The 15,573-nt window shown below is 72.1% G+C and carries 15 protein-coding genes and 3 tRNA genes; 14 read left to right on the top strand and 4 right to left on the bottom strand.

The features are described 5' to 3' along the window. The first annotated feature begins 24 nt into the window (after positions 1-24). Genes LQ940_RS19445 through LQ940_RS19435 form a run of 3 tightly spaced genes read left to right on the top strand, consistent with a single transcriptional unit; the run spans position 25 to position 3,182 of the window. Positions 25-1,203: an acyl-CoA dehydrogenase family protein gene (locus LQ940_RS19445; RefSeq protein WP_231241640.1), complete on the top strand. Its 1,179-nt coding sequence runs from the start codon at positions 25-27 to the stop codon at positions 1,201-1,203. After that, positions 1,200-2,003, top strand: coding sequence for an SDR family oxidoreductase (locus tag LQ940_RS19440; protein WP_231241639.1), 804 nt, complete (start codon positions 1,200-1,202; stop codon positions 2,001-2,003). Before LQ940_RS19445 ends, LQ940_RS19440 begins: the two co-directional genes overlap by 4 nt. Positions 2,004-2,030: 27 nt before the next feature. Next, the gene (locus tag LQ940_RS19435) at positions 2,031-3,182 is read left to right on the top strand and encodes an acetyl-CoA C-acetyltransferase (protein WP_231241638.1); all 1,152 of its coding nucleotides are present in this window, start codon (positions 2,031-2,033) and stop codon (positions 3,180-3,182) included. A gap of 47 nt (positions 3,183-3,229) precedes the next feature. Here the strand turns inward: LQ940_RS19435 and LQ940_RS19430 are convergent. Beyond that, a tRNA-Phe gene (locus LQ940_RS19430) sits at positions 3,230-3,303 on the bottom strand. Between the two features lie 138 nt (positions 3,304-3,441). Between LQ940_RS19430 and LQ940_RS19425 the strand changes: the two genes are divergently transcribed. The 3 genes from LQ940_RS19425 to LQ940_RS19415 all read left to right on the top strand — a co-directional run bounded on the left by LQ940_RS19425 (position 3,442) and on the right by LQ940_RS19415 (position 4,141). Further along, a tRNA-Glu gene (locus tag LQ940_RS19425) sits at positions 3,442-3,514 on the top strand. A gap of 96 nt (positions 3,515-3,610) precedes the next feature. After that, positions 3,611-3,684, top strand: a tRNA-Asp gene (locus tag LQ940_RS19420). Between the two features lie 100 nt (positions 3,685-3,784). Next, complete coding sequence (locus tag LQ940_RS19415) at positions 3,785-4,141, top strand: metallopeptidase family protein (RefSeq protein ID WP_231241637.1); 357 nt, start codon at positions 3,785-3,787, stop codon at positions 4,139-4,141. 25 nt (positions 4,142-4,166) lie between these two features. Here the strand turns inward: LQ940_RS19415 and LQ940_RS19410 are convergent, their stop codons facing one another. After that, positions 4,167-5,060: an ATP-binding protein gene (locus LQ940_RS19410; protein WP_231241636.1), complete on the bottom strand. Its 894-nt coding sequence runs from the start codon at positions 5,058-5,060 to the stop codon at positions 4,167-4,169. A gap of 296 nt (positions 5,061-5,356) precedes the next feature. Here LQ940_RS19410 and LQ940_RS19405 point away from each other — a divergent pair, with 296 nt between their 5' ends. Then, positions 5,357-6,847 (top strand): NAD(P)/FAD-dependent oxidoreductase, encoded by a 1,491-nt coding sequence (locus LQ940_RS19405; RefSeq protein WP_231241635.1) that lies wholly within the window; start codon positions 5,357-5,359, stop codon positions 6,845-6,847. A 15-nt stretch (positions 6,848-6,862) separates the two neighbouring features. Here the strand turns inward: LQ940_RS19405 and LQ940_RS19400 are convergent, their stop codons facing one another. Next, positions 6,863-7,534, bottom strand: coding sequence for a PaaI family thioesterase (locus LQ940_RS19400; protein ID WP_231241634.1), 672 nt, complete (start codon positions 7,532-7,534; stop codon positions 6,863-6,865). A gap of 40 nt (positions 7,535-7,574) precedes the next feature. Between LQ940_RS19400 and LQ940_RS19395 the strand changes: the two genes are divergently transcribed. After that, positions 7,575-8,135, top strand: coding sequence for a GNAT family N-acetyltransferase (locus tag LQ940_RS19395; protein ID WP_231241633.1), 561 nt, complete (start codon positions 7,575-7,577; stop codon positions 8,133-8,135). Here the strand turns inward: LQ940_RS19395 and LQ940_RS21805 are convergent. Beyond that, positions 8,123-9,334 (bottom strand): lytic transglycosylase domain-containing protein, encoded by a 1,212-nt coding sequence (locus tag LQ940_RS21805; protein ID WP_269214359.1) that lies wholly within the window; start codon positions 9,332-9,334, stop codon positions 8,123-8,125. The two genes, LQ940_RS19395 and LQ940_RS21805, sit on opposite strands and share 13 nt — an antisense overlap. 238 nt (positions 9,335-9,572) lie before the next feature. On the opposite strand from LQ940_RS21805, the gene hemL reads away from it, so the two are divergent. Genes hemL through ccsB form a run of 6 tightly spaced genes read left to right on the top strand, consistent with a single transcriptional unit; the run spans position 9,573 to position 15,526 of the window. Beyond that, positions 9,573-10,952 (top strand): glutamate-1-semialdehyde 2,1-aminomutase, encoded by a 1,380-nt coding sequence (hemL, locus tag LQ940_RS19380; RefSeq protein ID WP_374229494.1) that lies wholly within the window; start codon positions 9,573-9,575, stop codon positions 10,950-10,952. Continuing rightward, positions 10,949-11,629, top strand: a complete 681-nt coding sequence (locus LQ940_RS19375) for a histidine phosphatase family protein (protein ID WP_231241631.1) — start codon at positions 10,949-10,951, stop codon at positions 11,627-11,629. Before hemL ends, LQ940_RS19375 begins: the two co-directional genes overlap by 4 nt. Position 11,630: 1 nt before the next feature. After that, positions 11,631-12,212 carry a TlpA family protein disulfide reductase gene (locus LQ940_RS19370; protein ID WP_231241630.1) on the top strand — a complete coding sequence of 194 codons (582 nt, stop codon included), beginning with the start codon at positions 11,631-11,633 and terminating at the stop codon, positions 12,210-12,212. Continuing rightward, positions 12,205-12,966, top strand: coding sequence for a cytochrome c biogenesis CcdA family protein (locus LQ940_RS19365; RefSeq protein WP_231241629.1), 762 nt, complete (start codon positions 12,205-12,207; stop codon positions 12,964-12,966). The genes LQ940_RS19370 and LQ940_RS19365 overlap by 8 nt, the downstream gene beginning before the upstream one ends. Beyond that, entirely contained in the window at positions 12,963-14,546 is a 1,584-nt protein-coding gene (gene resB, locus LQ940_RS19360) for a cytochrome c biogenesis protein ResB (protein WP_231241628.1), read from the top strand. Before LQ940_RS19365 ends, resB begins: the two co-directional genes overlap by 4 nt. Then, a complete protein-coding gene (ccsB, locus tag LQ940_RS19355; RefSeq protein ID WP_231241627.1) occupies positions 14,543-15,526 on the top strand; it encodes a c-type cytochrome biogenesis protein CcsB in 984 nt (327 codons plus the stop codon). Before resB ends, ccsB begins: the two co-directional genes overlap by 4 nt. Positions 15,527-15,573 lie beyond the last annotated feature (47 nt).

Genomic DNA, 15,573 nt, shown 5'->3' with positions numbered 1-15,573 from the left:
GCTTGGTTTGGTACGGTGCGAGGCATGGACCTGACCCACTCCGCCGCCGACGAGGCGTTCCGCGAGGAGGTCCGGACCTGGCTGGCGGAGAACCTGGTCGGGGAGTACGCCGCGCTCAAGGGGCGGGGCGGGTCGGGGCGCGAGCACGAGGCCCACGAGGAGCGGCTCGCCTGGAACCGGCACCTCGCGGCCGGGGGGTGGACCTGCCTGGGCTGGCCGGAGCAGTACGGCGGTCGGGGGCTCAGCCTCTTCCAGCAGGTGATCTTCCACGAGGAGTACGCGCGGGCCGACGCGCCGGCGACCGTCAACCACCTGGGCGAGGAGCTGCTCGGTCCCACGCTCATCGCGCTCGGCACCGACGAGCAGCGCGCCCGCTTCCTGCCCGGCATCGTGAACGTGACCGAGCTGTGGTGCCAGGGCTACTCCGAGCCCGGCGCCGGCTCCGACCTCGCCGGCGTACGGACCAGGGCGCGGCTCGAGGGCGAGCGCTGGGTGCTGGACGGGCAGAAGGTCTGGACCTCCCTGGCCCACGTCGCCGACTGGTGCTTCGTCGTGGCCCGCACCGAGGCCGGCTCCCAGCGCCACGGCGGCCTCTCCTACCTCCTGGTGCCGATGGACCAGCCCGGGGTCGAGGTGCGCCCGATCCTGCAGCTGACCGGGACCTCGGAGTTCAACGAGGTCTTCTTCGACGGTGCCGAGACCGAGGCGGGGCTGGTCGTGGGGGAGCCGGGCGAGGGCTGGAGTGTTGCCATGGCGACGCTCGGCTACGAGCGCGGCGTCTCCACGGTCGGCCAGCAGGTCCGCTTCGGCCGCGAGCTCGACCGGGTGGTCGCCGAGGCCCGGCGCACCGGCGCCTTCGACGACCCGGTCATCGCCGACCGCATCGCGCGCGCCCGCCTCGGGCTCGAGGTGATGCGCACCCACGCGCTGCGCACGCTGAGCGCGTACGACGCCGGCTCGCAGGGCCCGGAGGCGTCGGTCTCCAAGCTGCTCTGGGCCCGGTGGCACCGCGACCTGGGCGAGCTCGCCATGGACGTCCTCGGCGCGGAGGCACTCACCGTCGAGGCGCCGTACGGTCTGGGGGACCTGCAGACGCTGTTCCTGTTCAGCCGGGCCGACACGATCTACGGCGGCTCCGACGAGATCCAGCGCAACATCATCGCCGAGCGGGTGCTCGGCCTACCGAAGGAGCCTCGCGGATGACCTCGGCCCGACCCGGACAGAGCGCGCCCGACTACGTGCCGGGCCACGGGCTGCTGGCCGGCCGCACCGTGGTCGTCACCGCGGCCGCCGGCGCGGGGATCGGCGCCGCGGTCGCCCGCAAGGTCCTCGAGGAGGGCGCCGCGGGGCTCGTGATCGGCGACACCCACGAGCGCCGCCTGGCTGAGGCGAGCGCGGCCCTGGGTGCGGAGTTCGGCACCGACCGCGTGGTCTCGGTCGTGTGCGACGTGACCCGGGAGGACGACGTGCAGGCGCTGCTCGACGCGGCCGAGCCGTTCGGCGGCGTCGAGGTGATGGTCAACAACGCCGGCCTGGGCGGCACCGCCTCGCTCCTCGAGATGACCGACGAGCAGTGGTCGCTGGTCCTGGACGTCACGCTGACCGGCACCTTCCGGTGTGTGCGCGCCGCGGGGCGACGCATGGTCGAGCGAGGCACGAAGGGCGTGATCGTCAACAACGCCTCCGTCGTCGGCTGGCGCGCCCAGGAGGGTCAGGCCCACTACGCCGCCGCCAAGGCCGGCGTCATGGCCCTGACCCGCAGTGCCGCGATGGACCTGGCCGAGCACGGCATCCGGGTCAACGCCGTCTCCCCGAGCCTGGCGATGCACCCGTTCCTCGCCAAGGTCACCAGCGACGAGCTCCTCGCCGAGCTCCAGGGCCGTGAGGCGTTCGGTCGCGCCGCCGAGCCGTGGGAGATCGCCAACGTCATGGTCTTCCTCGCCAGCGGGTACTCGTCGTACCTCACCGGCGAGGTCGTGTCGGTCAGCAGCCAGCACCCGTGAGCAGCTCCCTCGTCCCTGGAGGACCCCGTGCCTGAGGCCTACATCGTCGACGCCGTCCGCACGCCCGTCGGCCGCCGGGGCGGCGCGCTCGCGGGCGTCCACTCCGCCGACCTCGGCGGGCACGCGCTGGCCGCGCTCATGCGCCGCAGCGGCGTCGACCCCGGCGCCGTCGACGACGTCATCCTCGGCTGCTGCGACACGATCGGCTCCCAGGCCGGCGACGTCGCGCGGACCGCCTGGCTGGTCGCCGGGCTGCCCGAGCACGTGCCGGGGGTGACCATCGACCGGCAGTGCGGCTCCAGCCAGCAGGCCGTCCACTTCGCGGCCCAGGGCGTGATGTCGGGGACCGCCGACCTGATCGTGGCCGGCGGGGTCCAGAACATGTCGGCGATCCCGATCTCCTCGGCCATGGTGGTCGGTCGGGAGCTCGGGTTCACGACGCCGTTCGCGGAGTCGCCGGGCTGGCAGGCCCGCTACGGTGACCAGGAGGTGTCGCAGTTCCGCTCCGCCGAGATGATCGCGGAGAGGTGGGACATCTCCCGCGACGACATGGAGGCCTTCGCCTACGAGAGCCACCAGCGGGCGATCCGGGCCACCGACGAGGGGCGCTTCGCCCGCGAGATCGAGCCGCTGGCGGGGCTCGAGGCCGACGAGGGGCCACGCCGCGACACCACCCGCGAGCGGATGGCCGGCCTGAAGCCGCTCGCCGAGGGTGGCCGGATCACGGCGGCCGTCGCCTCGCAGATCAGCGACGCCGCCAGCGCCATGCTGGTCGCCTCCGAGCGCGCGCTCGCCGACCACGGGCTCACCCCGCGCGCCCGCATCCACCACCTCAGCGTGCTCGCCGACGACCCGGTCTGGATGCTCACCGGCCCGATCCCGGCGACCCGACGGGCCCTGGAGCGCACCGGGATGAGCATCGACGACATCGACCTGTTCGAGGTCAACGAGGCCTTCGCCTCCGTCGTGCTCGCCTGGGCGAAGGAGACCGGTGGGGATCTGGCGAAGACCAACGTCAACGGCGGCGGCATCGCCCTCGGCCATCCGATCGGGGCCACCGGCACCCGGCTGATGACCACGCTGCTCCACGAACTCGAGCGCACCGGCGGCCGCTACGGCCTGCAGGTGATGTGCGAGGGCGGCGGCCAGGCCAACGTGACGATCCTCGAGCGCCTCTGAGCGCCGAACGCCCCCGCCGCGGTGCGACGGGGGCGTTCGGGTGCCGGTGGCCAGGGGCGGGGTCGAACCGCCGACCTTCCACTTTTCAGGCGGACGCTCGTACCAACTGAGCTACCTGGCCAAGCGACCGAAACCCTACAGGAGGCCCCGGGCGGGGGCGAAAGCGAGACCACGAGACGGTCCGGGCCTGCTCCGGGCCACCCCGGGGTGGCACTTTGGAGGCCGATCGTGCGCGGCCCTATGCTGGCCCGGCAGCAAGGCCCCCATCGTCTAGCGGCCTAGGACGTCGCCCTTTCACGGCGGTAGCACGGGTTCGAATCCCGTTGGGGGTGCGGCGCGGGTCCCGGATTGGGACCTGCTCGCGTCGATGGGTTAGAGTTCCAGCGCTTCGGCCGAGCCGCAGCGAGCAGCACCAAAGCACCACACCTGGCCCCGTAGCGCAGTTGGTTAGCGCGCCGCCCTGTCACGGCGGAGGCCGCGGGTTCGAGTCCCGTCGGGGTCGCAGAGAGACGCCCCGGACCATCACGGTCCGGGGCGTCTGTGCGTCCTGGGGCACCGCACCGCTCGCCGGGCTCGCGCACGGCTTCGGGCACAATGGCGGCGTGCCGATCGAGATGGAGCCGGAGCGGTTCGACGAGCTCGTCGACCAGGCCTTGGACGGCATCCCCGACGAGCTGGCCTCACTGGTGCGCAACGTCGTGGTGCTCGTCGAGGACGAGCCGCCCGAGGGCGAGCCCGACGACCTGCTGGGGCTCTACGACGGGGTCGCCCTCACCGAGCGCGAGTGGATGCCGGGTGGGGAGCTGCCCGACCGGATCTTCGTCTTCCGCGGCCCCCTGCTCGACATGTGCGCCGACGAGGCCGAGCTGGTCGAGGAGGTGCGGATCACCGTCGTCCACGAGGTCGCCCACCACTTCGGGATCGACGACGACCGCCTGCACGAGCTCGGCTACGCCTGACCCGGCCCGCGAGCCTCTCGGAGGCTCAGGACAGCGAGGTCTGGCGCACCGACGGGTCGCTCGACCCGCGCCACGGCAGCGGCTCCTCGCCGTTGGCCTGCCGGACGAACTCGCCGAGGAACCACTCCTGGAACTGCTGCTGCTCCTCGGTGCGGGCCAGGGAGAGCAGCCGCTCCTCGCGGCAGAACGCGTCGGCCAGGTCGAGCAGCTCCATGAACCGGCCGATCAGCTTGGCCGAGGAGCGCTCCATGATCACGTGGACGTCGGTCGTGGTGCTGCCGGCCTCGAGGGCGGCCTCGATCTGGCCGGCCCCCATCCCGTCGTGGAGGGGCTGCTCGAGGGAGCCGAACAGGTCGGAGAGGCTCTTGGCGAGCGGGTAGTCGGCCTCGTGGGCCAGGGCCAGCAGCCGCACCTCGCGGCGCAGCTCTCGGTAGTGCCGGTGGAAGGCGACGTACGCCTTGAGCGGGACGTCGCGGATCTCGAACTCGATCATGTCGGGGGAGTCCGACAGCGAGCGGTCCTCGCGGGCGATGCCGGTGATGACGCCCTCGACCCCGTCGTCCTCGGAGAAGACCGGCGCCGGGTTGAACCAGACGATCTTGCCGTCCTCCTCGATCTCCGCACCCCAGGCGTCCGCGCTGCGCGCCACGATGCTCAGGCCGCGGCCGAAGGTCAGCAGCAGGTCGTCCTCGTCGGTGGGCTCCGTGACCGACGGCAGCAGCGGAGGCGTGGTCGAGCCGTCGCGCACCTCCACCCGCGGGTGCTCCCAGGTGCCGCGCACGCGCACCTGGATCGGGGGGGCGCCATGGAGCAACGCGTTGGTGACGAGCTCGGACACGCCCAGCTCGGCGCACTCGACCAGGTCGGCGCGGTCGATGTCCACGCAGGTCGCGACCACCCAGCGGCGCGCGTCTTGCACACCTCGGGGTCCACTGCCCAAGGACAGGGCAGGCCGGTTCAACGGCACGTGTTATCTCCGACGGGGTTCAGGGCAAGCTCGGGCCATTGTGGGCAGGTCTACCCCGGGGAAGTCGGCACCAAACCTGTGTCGTTGAAAAATTCGCTAACGGGCACAGGTGGTCTAGCGGAGCCGTCGCCGGCGGGCGAGCACACTGGAGGTGTCGGGGGGAGGTGTCGGATCGCCTCGGGATTCGTCACCACCGACCGGACCGCAGGACAATGGTGGCAGAGAAGCGAGCGAAGGGGATGGGCCAGATGGAGACCACAACGACGCAGGGCAGCACGCCCCAGCGACACCGGGTCGTGGTCGTCGGCTCGGGGTTCGGTGGGCTGTTCGGCACCAAGGCGCTGCGCCGGGCCGACGTGGACATCACGATGGTGGCCAAGACCTCCCACCACCTGTTCCAGCCGCTGCTGTACCAGGTCGCCACCGGAATCCTGTCCCAAGGGGAGATCGCGCCCCCGACGCGTGAGGTGCTGAGCGGGCAGCAGAACGTCCAGGTCCTCCTCGGGGAGGTCACCGCCATCGACCTCGAGCGCCAGGAGGTCACCTCGCAGGTCCTGGGCCGCGACATCACGCTGCCCTACGACTCGCTGATCGTCGCCGCCGGCGCCGGCCAGTCCTACTTCGGCAACGACCAGTTCGCCGAGTACGCCCCCGGCATGAAGAGCATCGACGACGCCCTCGAGCTGCGCGGGCGGATCTTCGGCGCGTTCGAGATGGCCGAGCTGGGTGCCAAGCGCGGCGACAACGTCGACCACCTGCTGACGTTCGTGGTGGTCGGCGCGGGCCCTACGGGCGTCGAGATGGCCGGTCAGATCGCCGAGCTGGCCCACCGCACGCTCAAGCGCGACTTCCGCGCCATCAACACCCGCACCGCCCGGGTGGTACTCCTGGACGCGGCGCCGCAGGTGCTGCCGCCGTTCGGCGCCAAGCTGGGGGCCTGGACCTCCCGCGAGCTCGAGAAGCTCGGCGTCGAGGTGCAGCTCGGAGCCATGGTCACCGACGTCGACGAGCGCGGGCTGGAGGTCAAGTACAAGGACGGGCGCGTCGAGCGCATCAACACCGTCACCAAGATCTGGGCCGCCGGCGTCCAGGCCAGCCCCCTCGGCAGGACCCTCGCCGAGCAGAGCGGGGCCCCGCTCGACCGCGCCGGGCGCATCGGGGTCAACCCCGACCTGACGCTTCCGGGGCACCCGGAGGTCTTCGTCGTGGGCGACATGATCTCGCTCGACAACCTCCCCGGCGTCGCCCAGGTGGCGATCCAGGGCGCGAAGTACGCCGCCAAGGAGATCGACGGCCGGCTCAAGGGCAAGCCGGCGCAGCCGCCGTTCAAGTACCGCGACAAGGGCTCCATGGCGATCATCAGCCGCTTCCGTGCCGTCGCGATGGTCGGCAAGCTCCGGCTCACCGGCATCCTGGCCTGGCTCATGTGGCTCGCCGTGCACCTCGTCTACATCACCGGGTTCAAGAACCGCGTCACGGCCGTCCTGCACTGGTTCGTGTCGTTCCTGGGCCGGGGCCGCTCGGAACGCACCACCACCGAGCAGCAGATCTTCGCCCGCGCGGCGCTCGGCCGGCTCCGCCACGGCGCCACCGACCTGGTCTCCGCCCCGGGTGCCTACGACGCCGCGCGCGAGCTGCTGGACGACAGCCGCCGCCACGAGCTCGAGCAGCAGGCCCTCGAGGAGTCGCGACTCAGCGACTCCGGCGAGCGTGGGGTCAAGACCGGCGACCGGGTCTGACGCCACCGGGCACGGCTACTCGAAGTACTGCGGGGTGGGCCGGTCGGGGTCCTGCCTGGCGATCGCCTCGCGGGCCCAGCGGGGGAGGACGAAGAGGCCCTCGGCCTCGACGGTGACGCCCTCGGGGCCGAGCAGATGGCCCTTGGCCCAGGTCTTGTGGCCCTCGCTGCGCTCGATCCAGGACTCCGCGCGCAGGTCGCCCAGCGGGGTGGCGCGGCGGTAGCTCAGGGTGAGGGTGGCGGTCATGCCCGGCTTGCCGCCGGCGCCGGCGGCCTCGCCGAGCATCTGGTCCAGGACCATCGCCGAGACGCCCCCGTGCACCAGTCCGGGAGGACCCTCGTAGGCGGCGCCGAGGTGGAAGTCGGACCAGGCTCTGCCCTCGTCGTCGTGGTCGATCAGCAGCGGCGGCGCGGCCGCATTGCGCACGCCCACGACCGTGTTGCCCCAGGGGCGCCCGCGGCCCTCGGCGCCGAACCGCACGCCGTACGGTCCGTCGAGCTGGCTGGTGCGGAGCCGGGCGACCACCGCCTCGATGTCGGCCTGGGCGCGGCGGATCTCGTCGTCGTCGACGGTGGTCCGGATCGCGGCGTCGAGGAGCTCGCGCACGCTCTGCGTGAACGGCTCGTAGAGCCGGCGCTGACGCTCGATCTCGGCCGGCTCCAGGTCGTCCCTCACGTATCCGGTCACCGGCGGAGTCTAGAACACGTTCCACTTCTACGATGGGCCCATGACGGCTCTCATCGTCCCCGACGTCCGCCTGTGCGCGAGCTGGGCGGAGACCGTGCGCGAGTTCGGGGCCGAGACGATGCACGGCTCGGGCGACTGGCACTTCCCGGGCGGCTGGCGCGACCTGCGCGAGAGCGGGTGCCAGGCGGTGGTGGACTGGCTGCGCCAGGCCGCCGAGCCGGTCGAGCCCCTGCCCGGGGGGCTGGTGCCGAGCGACTACTACTGGATCACCGACGGCGACCCGGAGACCCTCGTCGGCTTCCTGGCGCTGAGGCACCGGCTCAACGACTGGCTGCTCGAGCAGGGCGGGCACATCGGCTACTCGGTGCGGCCGTCGCGGCGGCGCGAGGGTCACGCCTCACGTGCGCTGGCACTCGCCGTACGGCGGGCGGGCGAGCTGGGTCTGGACCGGGTCCTGGTCACGTGCGACGACGACAACGAGGCCTCGCGCCGCACCATCGAGGTCAACGGGGGCGTCTACGAGGACACCCGCGGCCGCAAGCTGCGCTTCTGGATCGACGCGTCCCCGCGTTCAGGGCCGGGGCCGGGTCAGGTGGTGTAGTCCTTCACGCACTGTTTGAACGCCTCGGGGTTGAGCGCCTGGTTGAGACCGTCGAGGGTGCACTGCAGCACCGCCTGCGTGTAGGTCAGGACCTGGTCCACGGGCGGCACTGAGGTCGAGGGCAGCGGCGGGAGGGTCACCGAGGGCAGTGAGGGGCTCGGCACCTGCGTCGGGAGGCCGCCGCCGCCGTTGCCACCGCCGCCGCCGCCGCCGTTGCCACCGCCGCCGCCGTTGTCCGTGGGCTCGGGCGCGGCCGGCTCGCTCGGGGTCGGGTTGTTCGGCGTCGTGCCGCCGGAGTTGCCGCCGCCGTTGTCCAGCTTGCCGCCCTGCCCGCCGCCGGAGCTGCCGCCGCCGCCGGAGTAGCCGGGGTCGGGGACGATGTGGCCGGCCGAGGAGGTGGAGTTGGGGACCGAGGTGTAGTCGCCGGACAGGTAGGCGTCCATGATCGACAGCACCAGGTCGACGTACGCCGTCGAGTGGTTGTAGCGGTAGACCGAGGCCCGCTGGCCGCCGAGGGTGCCGAGGTCGTCGTTGCCCGAGCAGAGGTAGACGGCCGAGGCCAGGGCGGCGTCGTCGATGTCCTGGGGGTTGCGCTGGCCGTCGCCGTCGGCGTCCACGCCGACCACCGACCAGGTCGAGGGGATGAACTGCATGGGGCCGATGGCCCGGTCGAAGGCCTGGTCCTGGTCGTAGAGGCCGGCGTCGGTGTCGCGGATGACCGCCGTGTTCTTCTTGCCGTCGAGGGCCACGCCGAAGATGCCGGGGGTCGCGACGCCGTCGTCCGTGAGCGTGTTGCCGCCGTAGCGGCCGTGGTTGGACTCCACGCGGCCGATCGCGGCGACCAGCTGCCAGGGCAGCCGGCAGGCCTTGTCGGCGGAGTTGATGACGGTCTCGGCGCGCATGTAGGCGGCCAGGGCCGCCGAGGGGATGCCGTTGGTGGAGGAGCTGGCGATGATCTGCGCCGCGTTGCCGTCGACCGCGCCGCCGAGGCCGCTGCCGGCCGTCACGGAGGCGGGGGCCTCGATCGCGTCGGTCGGGACGCTGGTCCCGTCGGGCAGCGACTCGCCCTCCTGGGACGTCGTGGCCGAGACGGTGGTCGGGCCGATGCCGGCGAGGCTGGCGGTCCAGGCGGCCGAGAGCAGGGCGAGCGGCAGGATCGCCGTGGCCTTCTGCAGGCGGCCGAATCGCTTGGCGGACATTTCTCTCCCCTTGGTTGCAGCCATGCTTCCCACCCGCAGGCTGTTCCAATCCAACGAATGTTGTGACACGCAGTTACGCCTCGCGAGGCGTGCTTCGCACGGTGGCGGCGACGCCGCCGAGCATGAACCGAGTATGCGCCCGTTCCGTGACGACGTACACCGGGTGGAGTGGAATGCATCACGTCGCCCCCGGGGGCGAGCGGGCGGCGATGCCCGTTCGTTGGCCCTCTCGGCGACAATGGCAGGCGTGAGCATCACCCCAGCACCCGAGTCCGCCGCGCTCTTCGCGCGGGCGCGTGCGGTCACGCCCGGGGGCGTCAACTCCCCGGTGCGGGCGTTCAACGCCGTCGGAGGCACGCCGCGCTTCATCCGCTCCGCTGCCGGAGCCTGGCTCACCGACGTCGACGGCCACGAGTACGTCGACCTGATCTGCTCGTGGGGGCCGATGCTCCTGGGGCACGCCCACCCGGAGGTCCAGGCCGCGGTGCTGGCGGCGGTCGGCCGGGGCACGTCGTACGGCACCCCCACCGAGCCCGAGGTGCTGCTGGCCGAGGAGATCGTCGCGCGGGCGCCGGTCGAGCGGGTGCGGTTCGTCTCCTCCGGCACCGAGGCCACCATGTCGGCCATCCGGCTCGCGCGCGGGTTCACCGGCCGCGACGTCGTCGTGAAGTTCGCCGGCTGCTACCACGGGCACGTCGACTCCCTCCTGGCCTCCGCCGGCTCCGGCCTGGCCACCCTTCGTCGCGACGCCTCGTCCCCCGACTCCTCGGGAGTCGCGTTCGCGACGCCGGGGACGCCAGGTGTGCCCGAGTCGTCCACCGCGCTGACCCTGGTGCTGCCCTACAACGACCGGGACGCCGTCACGAGGGCCTTCGCCGAGCACGGCGACCGCATCGCCTGCCTGGTCACCGAGGCCGCCCCCGGCAACATGGGCATCGTGCCGCCCGAGCCCGGCTTCAACCGCTTCCTCGCCGAGACGTGCACGCGCCACGGCGCGCTGTTCGTGAGCGACGAGGTCATGACCGGGTTCCGCGCCTCGCGTCAGGGCCAGTGGGGTCTGGACGGCGCGGTCGAGGGCTGGCGCCCCGACCTGGTGACGTTCGGCAAGGTGATGGGCGGCGGCTTCCCCGCCGCGGCGTTCGGCGGTCGCGCCGACGTCATGTCCCAGCTCTCGCCCGACGGGCCGGTCTACCAGGCCGGGACGCTCTCGGGCAACCCGATCGCGACCACCGCGGGGCTCACCACGCTGCGCCTGGCCACCGACGAGGTGTACACCCAGATCGGCGCCGCCGCGCAGACCGTCAAGGAGGGCGTCGCCGAGGCGCTCACCGCGGCCGGCGTGCCGCACGTCGTGCAGAGCACGGGCACCATGTTCTCCGTGTTCTTCACCGACCCCGCCGACGGCCCCGTGCGCGACTTCGCGGACGCCTCGCGCACCGACACGGTGGCGTACGCCGCGTTCTTCCACGCGATGCTCGACCGCCAGGTCTACCTGCCGCCGTCGGCGTACGAGACGTGGTTCCTCTCCTCCGCCCACGACGATCGCGCCGTCCAGACCGTGCTCGACGCCCTGCCCGCCGCGGCCGAAGCGGCCGCCGCCTCCCGAGGAGCCCGATGAGCCAGACCCCCGACACGATCGTCCACCTCATGCGCCACGGGGAGGTCCACAACCCCGACGGCGTCCTCTACGGCCGGCGCGACGGCTTCCACCTCTCCGAGCTGGGCAAGCAGATGGCGGAGAAGGTCGCCGACTCGATCAAGGGGCGCGACATCGTGCACCTGCGGGTCTCGCCGCTCGAGCGGGCCCAGGAGACGGCGCAGCCGCTGGCGGTGGTGCGCGGCCTGGACATCGTCACCGACGAGCGGATCATCGAGTCCACCAACGTCTTCGAGGGCAAGCGCTTCGGGCAGGGCGACGGCACCCTGAAGAACCCCAAGAACTGGCGCTACCTGTGGAACCCCTGGAAGCCCTCGTGGGGGGAGCCCTACCGCGAGGTCGTCGCCCGGATGATGTCCGCGGTCCGTGACGCCCGGGAGGCGGCGGCCGGGCACGAGGCGGTCCTGGTGTCGCATCAGCTGCCGATCTGGATCACCCGTCTGCACGCCGAGAAGCGCTCGTTCCTCCACGACCCGCGCTCGCGGCAGTGCACGCTGGCCTCGCTCACGTCGCTGCACTTCGTCGGCGACCGGCTCACCCAGGTCTCCTACAGCGAGCCGGCCGGCGACCTGATCCCGACCGCGGACAAGAAGGCGCCGTTCTCGGCCGGCGGCGCCCCCGAGGAGCACCGGCCCTGACATGTCCTCGCTTCGCCGTATCGCCGCACCGCTCCTCGTCGCCCTGCTGACGGCGGGGCTGACCACCGGCTGCTCGGGACTGCAGGGGACCGGCGAGGGCGGCTACGTGCCCGGGACCAAGGGCAACAACGTGGCCGAGGTGGCCGCCGAGGACCGGGAGGCGCCGATCGAGCTGTCCGGCACGACCCTCGACGGCGAGGAGCTCGACCTCGAGGACCTGCGCGGCGAGGTCGTCGTGGTCAACGTCTGGTGGTCGCAGTGCGGTCCGTGCCGCACCGAGATGCCGATGCTGGTCGAGGCGGCCGAGGAGCTGGACGCGACGTTCGTCGGCATCAACATCCGCAACATCAGCGAGGCGGAGGCGCGGACGTTCGAGACCAAGTACGGCGTCACCTACCCCTCCATCTACGACCCCGGCAGCGAGACCCTGCTCGCCTTCGGGGCCCGGTACTTCCCGCGCTCGATGCCCAGCACCGTCGTGCTGGACCGCGAGGGCCGCGTGGCGTCGCTCATCAGCGGGCCCATCCCGTCACGGACCACGCTCGAAGCCCTGGTCGAGGGGGCCGCGGCCGCCGATGGGTGACTGGTTCCAGGAGCAGGCCGCCGGCGGCTCGCTCGCTCTCGCCCTGCCGGTCGCCCTGGTGGCCGGGTTGGTCTCCTTCTTCTCTCCCTGCGTGATCCCGCTGCTGCCCGGCTACCTCTCCTATGCCACGGGCCTGTCCGGCGCGGACCTCGCCTCGGGTGAGGGCGACTCGCGCCGCGGGCGGATGGTGCTCGGCTCGGTGCTGTTCGTGCTCGGGTTCGCCGCGGTGTTCGTGGCGATCGGCACGGCGATCGGGTCGGTCGGCTACTGGCTGCGGACCTGGCAGGACGAGATCACGATCGGCCTCGGGGTCCTCACCATCCTCTTCGGCCTGGCCTTCGCCGGGCTGGTCCCCTTCCTGCAGCGCGAGTGGCGCGTCCACAAGGTGCCGGCCGTCGGACTGGCGGCGGCCCCGCTGCTCGGCGTGCTGTTCGGCCTCGGCTGGACGCCCTGCATCGGTCCGACGCTCGGGGCCATCAGCGCGCTGTCGTTCAACGAGGCCACGGCCGGGCGGGGCGCGCTGCTCTCGGGCGTCTACGCGCTCGGCCTCGGCATCCCCTTCGTCGTGGTGGGGCTGCTCTACAGCCGGGCGCTGGGCGCGATCGCGTTCGTCCGCCGCCACCAGGCCTGGGTGACCCGCGTCGGCGGGCTGATGCTGGTCGCGGTCGGCGTCCTGCTGGTGACCGGCTGGTGGGACACCGCGGTCACGTGGGTCCAGAGCGAGCTGGTCAGCGACTTCGAGGTGAGCGTGTGACCGCGACCCTGCCCCCGGAGGCGCCCGAGCGGCGCTCCGGCGAGCTCACCCCCCGCGAGCTCGGCCGCTGGCTGTGGCGTCAGCTCACCTCCATGCGGACGGCGCTCATCCTGCTCCTGCTGCTGGCCCTGGCGGCGGTGCCGGGCTCGATCATCCCGCAGGAGGGCGTCGACTCCTCGAAGACGGCGCGCTGGCAGGACGAGCACCCGACGCTCACGCCCATCTACGAGCGGCTCCAGCTGTTCTCGGTCTACGACTCCGCGTGGTTCTCGGCCATCTACCTGCTGCTCATGGTCTCCCTCGTGGGCTGCATCATCCCGCGCACCTTCGTCTACCTGCGCGCGATCCGGGCGGCCCCGCCCGCGGCGCCGCGCAACCTGGCCCGCCTGCCCGACCACACGTCGTACGAGAGCGACGCGCCGGCGGGCGACGTCCTGGACGCCGCGCGCGCGGTGCTGAAGAAGCGCGGCTACCGGCTCCGCCCGGCCGAGCCGGGGACCGACGCGGTCAGCGCCGAGCGCGGCTACCTCCGCGAGGTCGGCAACCTGCTCTTCCACCTGTCGGTGGTGGTCGTGCTGGTCGCGTTCGCGGCGGGCTCGCTGTTCGGCTTCCGCGGCGGCGCGATCATCGTCGAGGGCTCGACGTTCACCAACACGCTCACCCAGTACGACGACTTCGAGCCCGGACAGCTGTTCTCGGCCGACCAGATGGACCCGTTCGTCTTCACCTTCGACGACTTCGACGTCGAGTGGCAGAACACCCCGCGGCGCGGCGTGCTGGCGCGGGCGTTCAAGGCGGGCCTGACCTACCGCGAGTCGCCGACGGCCGAGGAGAAGACCTACGACCTGCGGGTCAACCACCCGCTCAGCGTCGGCGACACCGACGTCTTCCTGATCGGTCACGGGTACGCGCCGGTCATCACCGTCAAGGACGGCAACGGCGACGAGGTGTTCAGCGGGCCGGTGCCGTTCCTGCCGCAGGACCAGTCGTTCCTGTCGTTCGGCGTGGTGAAGGTCCCCGACTCCCCGACCGGGCAGGTCGGGCTGGAGGGGCTGTTCTACCCCACCTTCCAGCTGATCGACGGCAACCCCGCGACGATCTACCCCAACGACGCCAACCCGCTGATCTCGATGCAGGTCTACACCGGCGACCTGGGTCTGGACTCCGGCCCGCAGTCGGTCTACGACCTCGACAAGGACGCCGCCGAGCAGGTCCTGAACGACGAGGGCAAGCCGCTGCGGCTCGACCTCGGGCTCGGTGAGACCGCGACCCTGCCCGACGGGCTCGGGACCGTGACCTTCGACGAGGTGCGGCCCTGGACGCGCATCCAGTTCAGCCAGAGCCCGGGCAAGGAGGTCGCGCTCGCCGGCGTCGTCCTGGCACTGGTCGGGCTGCTCGGGTCGCTGTTCATCCGCCCGCGTCGGGTCTGGGTTCGCGCCCGTCGCGAGGAGGGTGTCACGATGGTGGAGGTCGCGGCGCTCGACCGCTCCGGTGGCGGGGACGTGGTCCCGGTGCTCGAGGAGCTGGTCGCGGACCTGCAGACCGCCGTACCGCACGACGAGGAGAAGGCCGACACATGACCGACGCAGCGTGGGAGAACCTCAGCGACCAGGCCGTCGCGGTAGCCGGGATCGTCTACTTCCTGGCCCTGCTGGCGCACCTGGTGGAGTGGGCGTCGCTGCGCGAGCCCGCGCCGGCGCGCGCGTCCGCAGGTGCTGCAGGTGCCGCGTCTGAGGGTGCCGTCGCCGTCGAGACCGGGCCGGACCGCGCCGCCGGCCGGGAGCGCCGGGTCGCGATGTTCGGCCGCCTGGGGCTGCTGCTCACGGGGCTGGCGGGCGCCGTGCACTTCGTGGCGCTGCTGGCCCGCGGCCTCGCGGCCGACCCCAACCGGGTCCCGTGGGGCAACATGTACGAGTTCACGGTGTCCGGCACCTTCGTGGTGACGGTGATGTACCTGGTGCTCTACCGCCGCTTCTCCCTCGCGTGGATGGCGCCGATCGTGACCGCGTTCGTCCTCAGCACGCTGATGGTCTCGGTGATCTGGCTGCACAGCGAGGTCACCCCGCTGACCGAGGCGCTGAACTCCTACTGGCTGGTGATCCACGTCGTCTCGGCCGTGATCGCCACCGGGGCGTTCACCCTCGGCGGCATCCTGTCGGCGGCGTACCTGGTCAAGGACCGGCGCGGCGAGGCCACCTCCGGCCCGCTCGCGCGGGTGCCGTCGCTGCCGACGCTGGACCGGGTGTCGTACCGGATCCACGCCTTCGCGTTCCCGGTGTGGACCTTCGCGGTCCTGATCACCGGGCCCATCTGGGCCCACGAGGCGTGGTCGTCGTACTGGAACTGGGACCCCAAGGAGGTCTGGGCGTTCATCACCTGGGTCGTCTACGCCGCCTACCTGCACGCCCGCTCCACCGCGGGCTGGAAGGGCCGCAACGCCGCGATCCTCGCCCTCGTCGGCGTCGCCACCTTGTGGTTCAACTTCATCGGGATCAACTTCTTCTCCACCACCAGCCAGCATTCGTACGCCGAGATCGTCACGGTGGTGGCGCGGCCCTGAGGCTGGGCAGGGTTATCAGCAGATGCTGATAAGCCTGACGTTCTGGG

It is taken from the genome of Nocardioides sp. cx-173, from assembly GCF_021117365.1.
Taxonomy (GTDB): Bacteria; Actinomycetota; Actinomycetes; order Propionibacteriales; family Nocardioidaceae; genus Nocardioides.
This window is presented reverse-complemented; position numbering and strand designations above follow the sequence as displayed.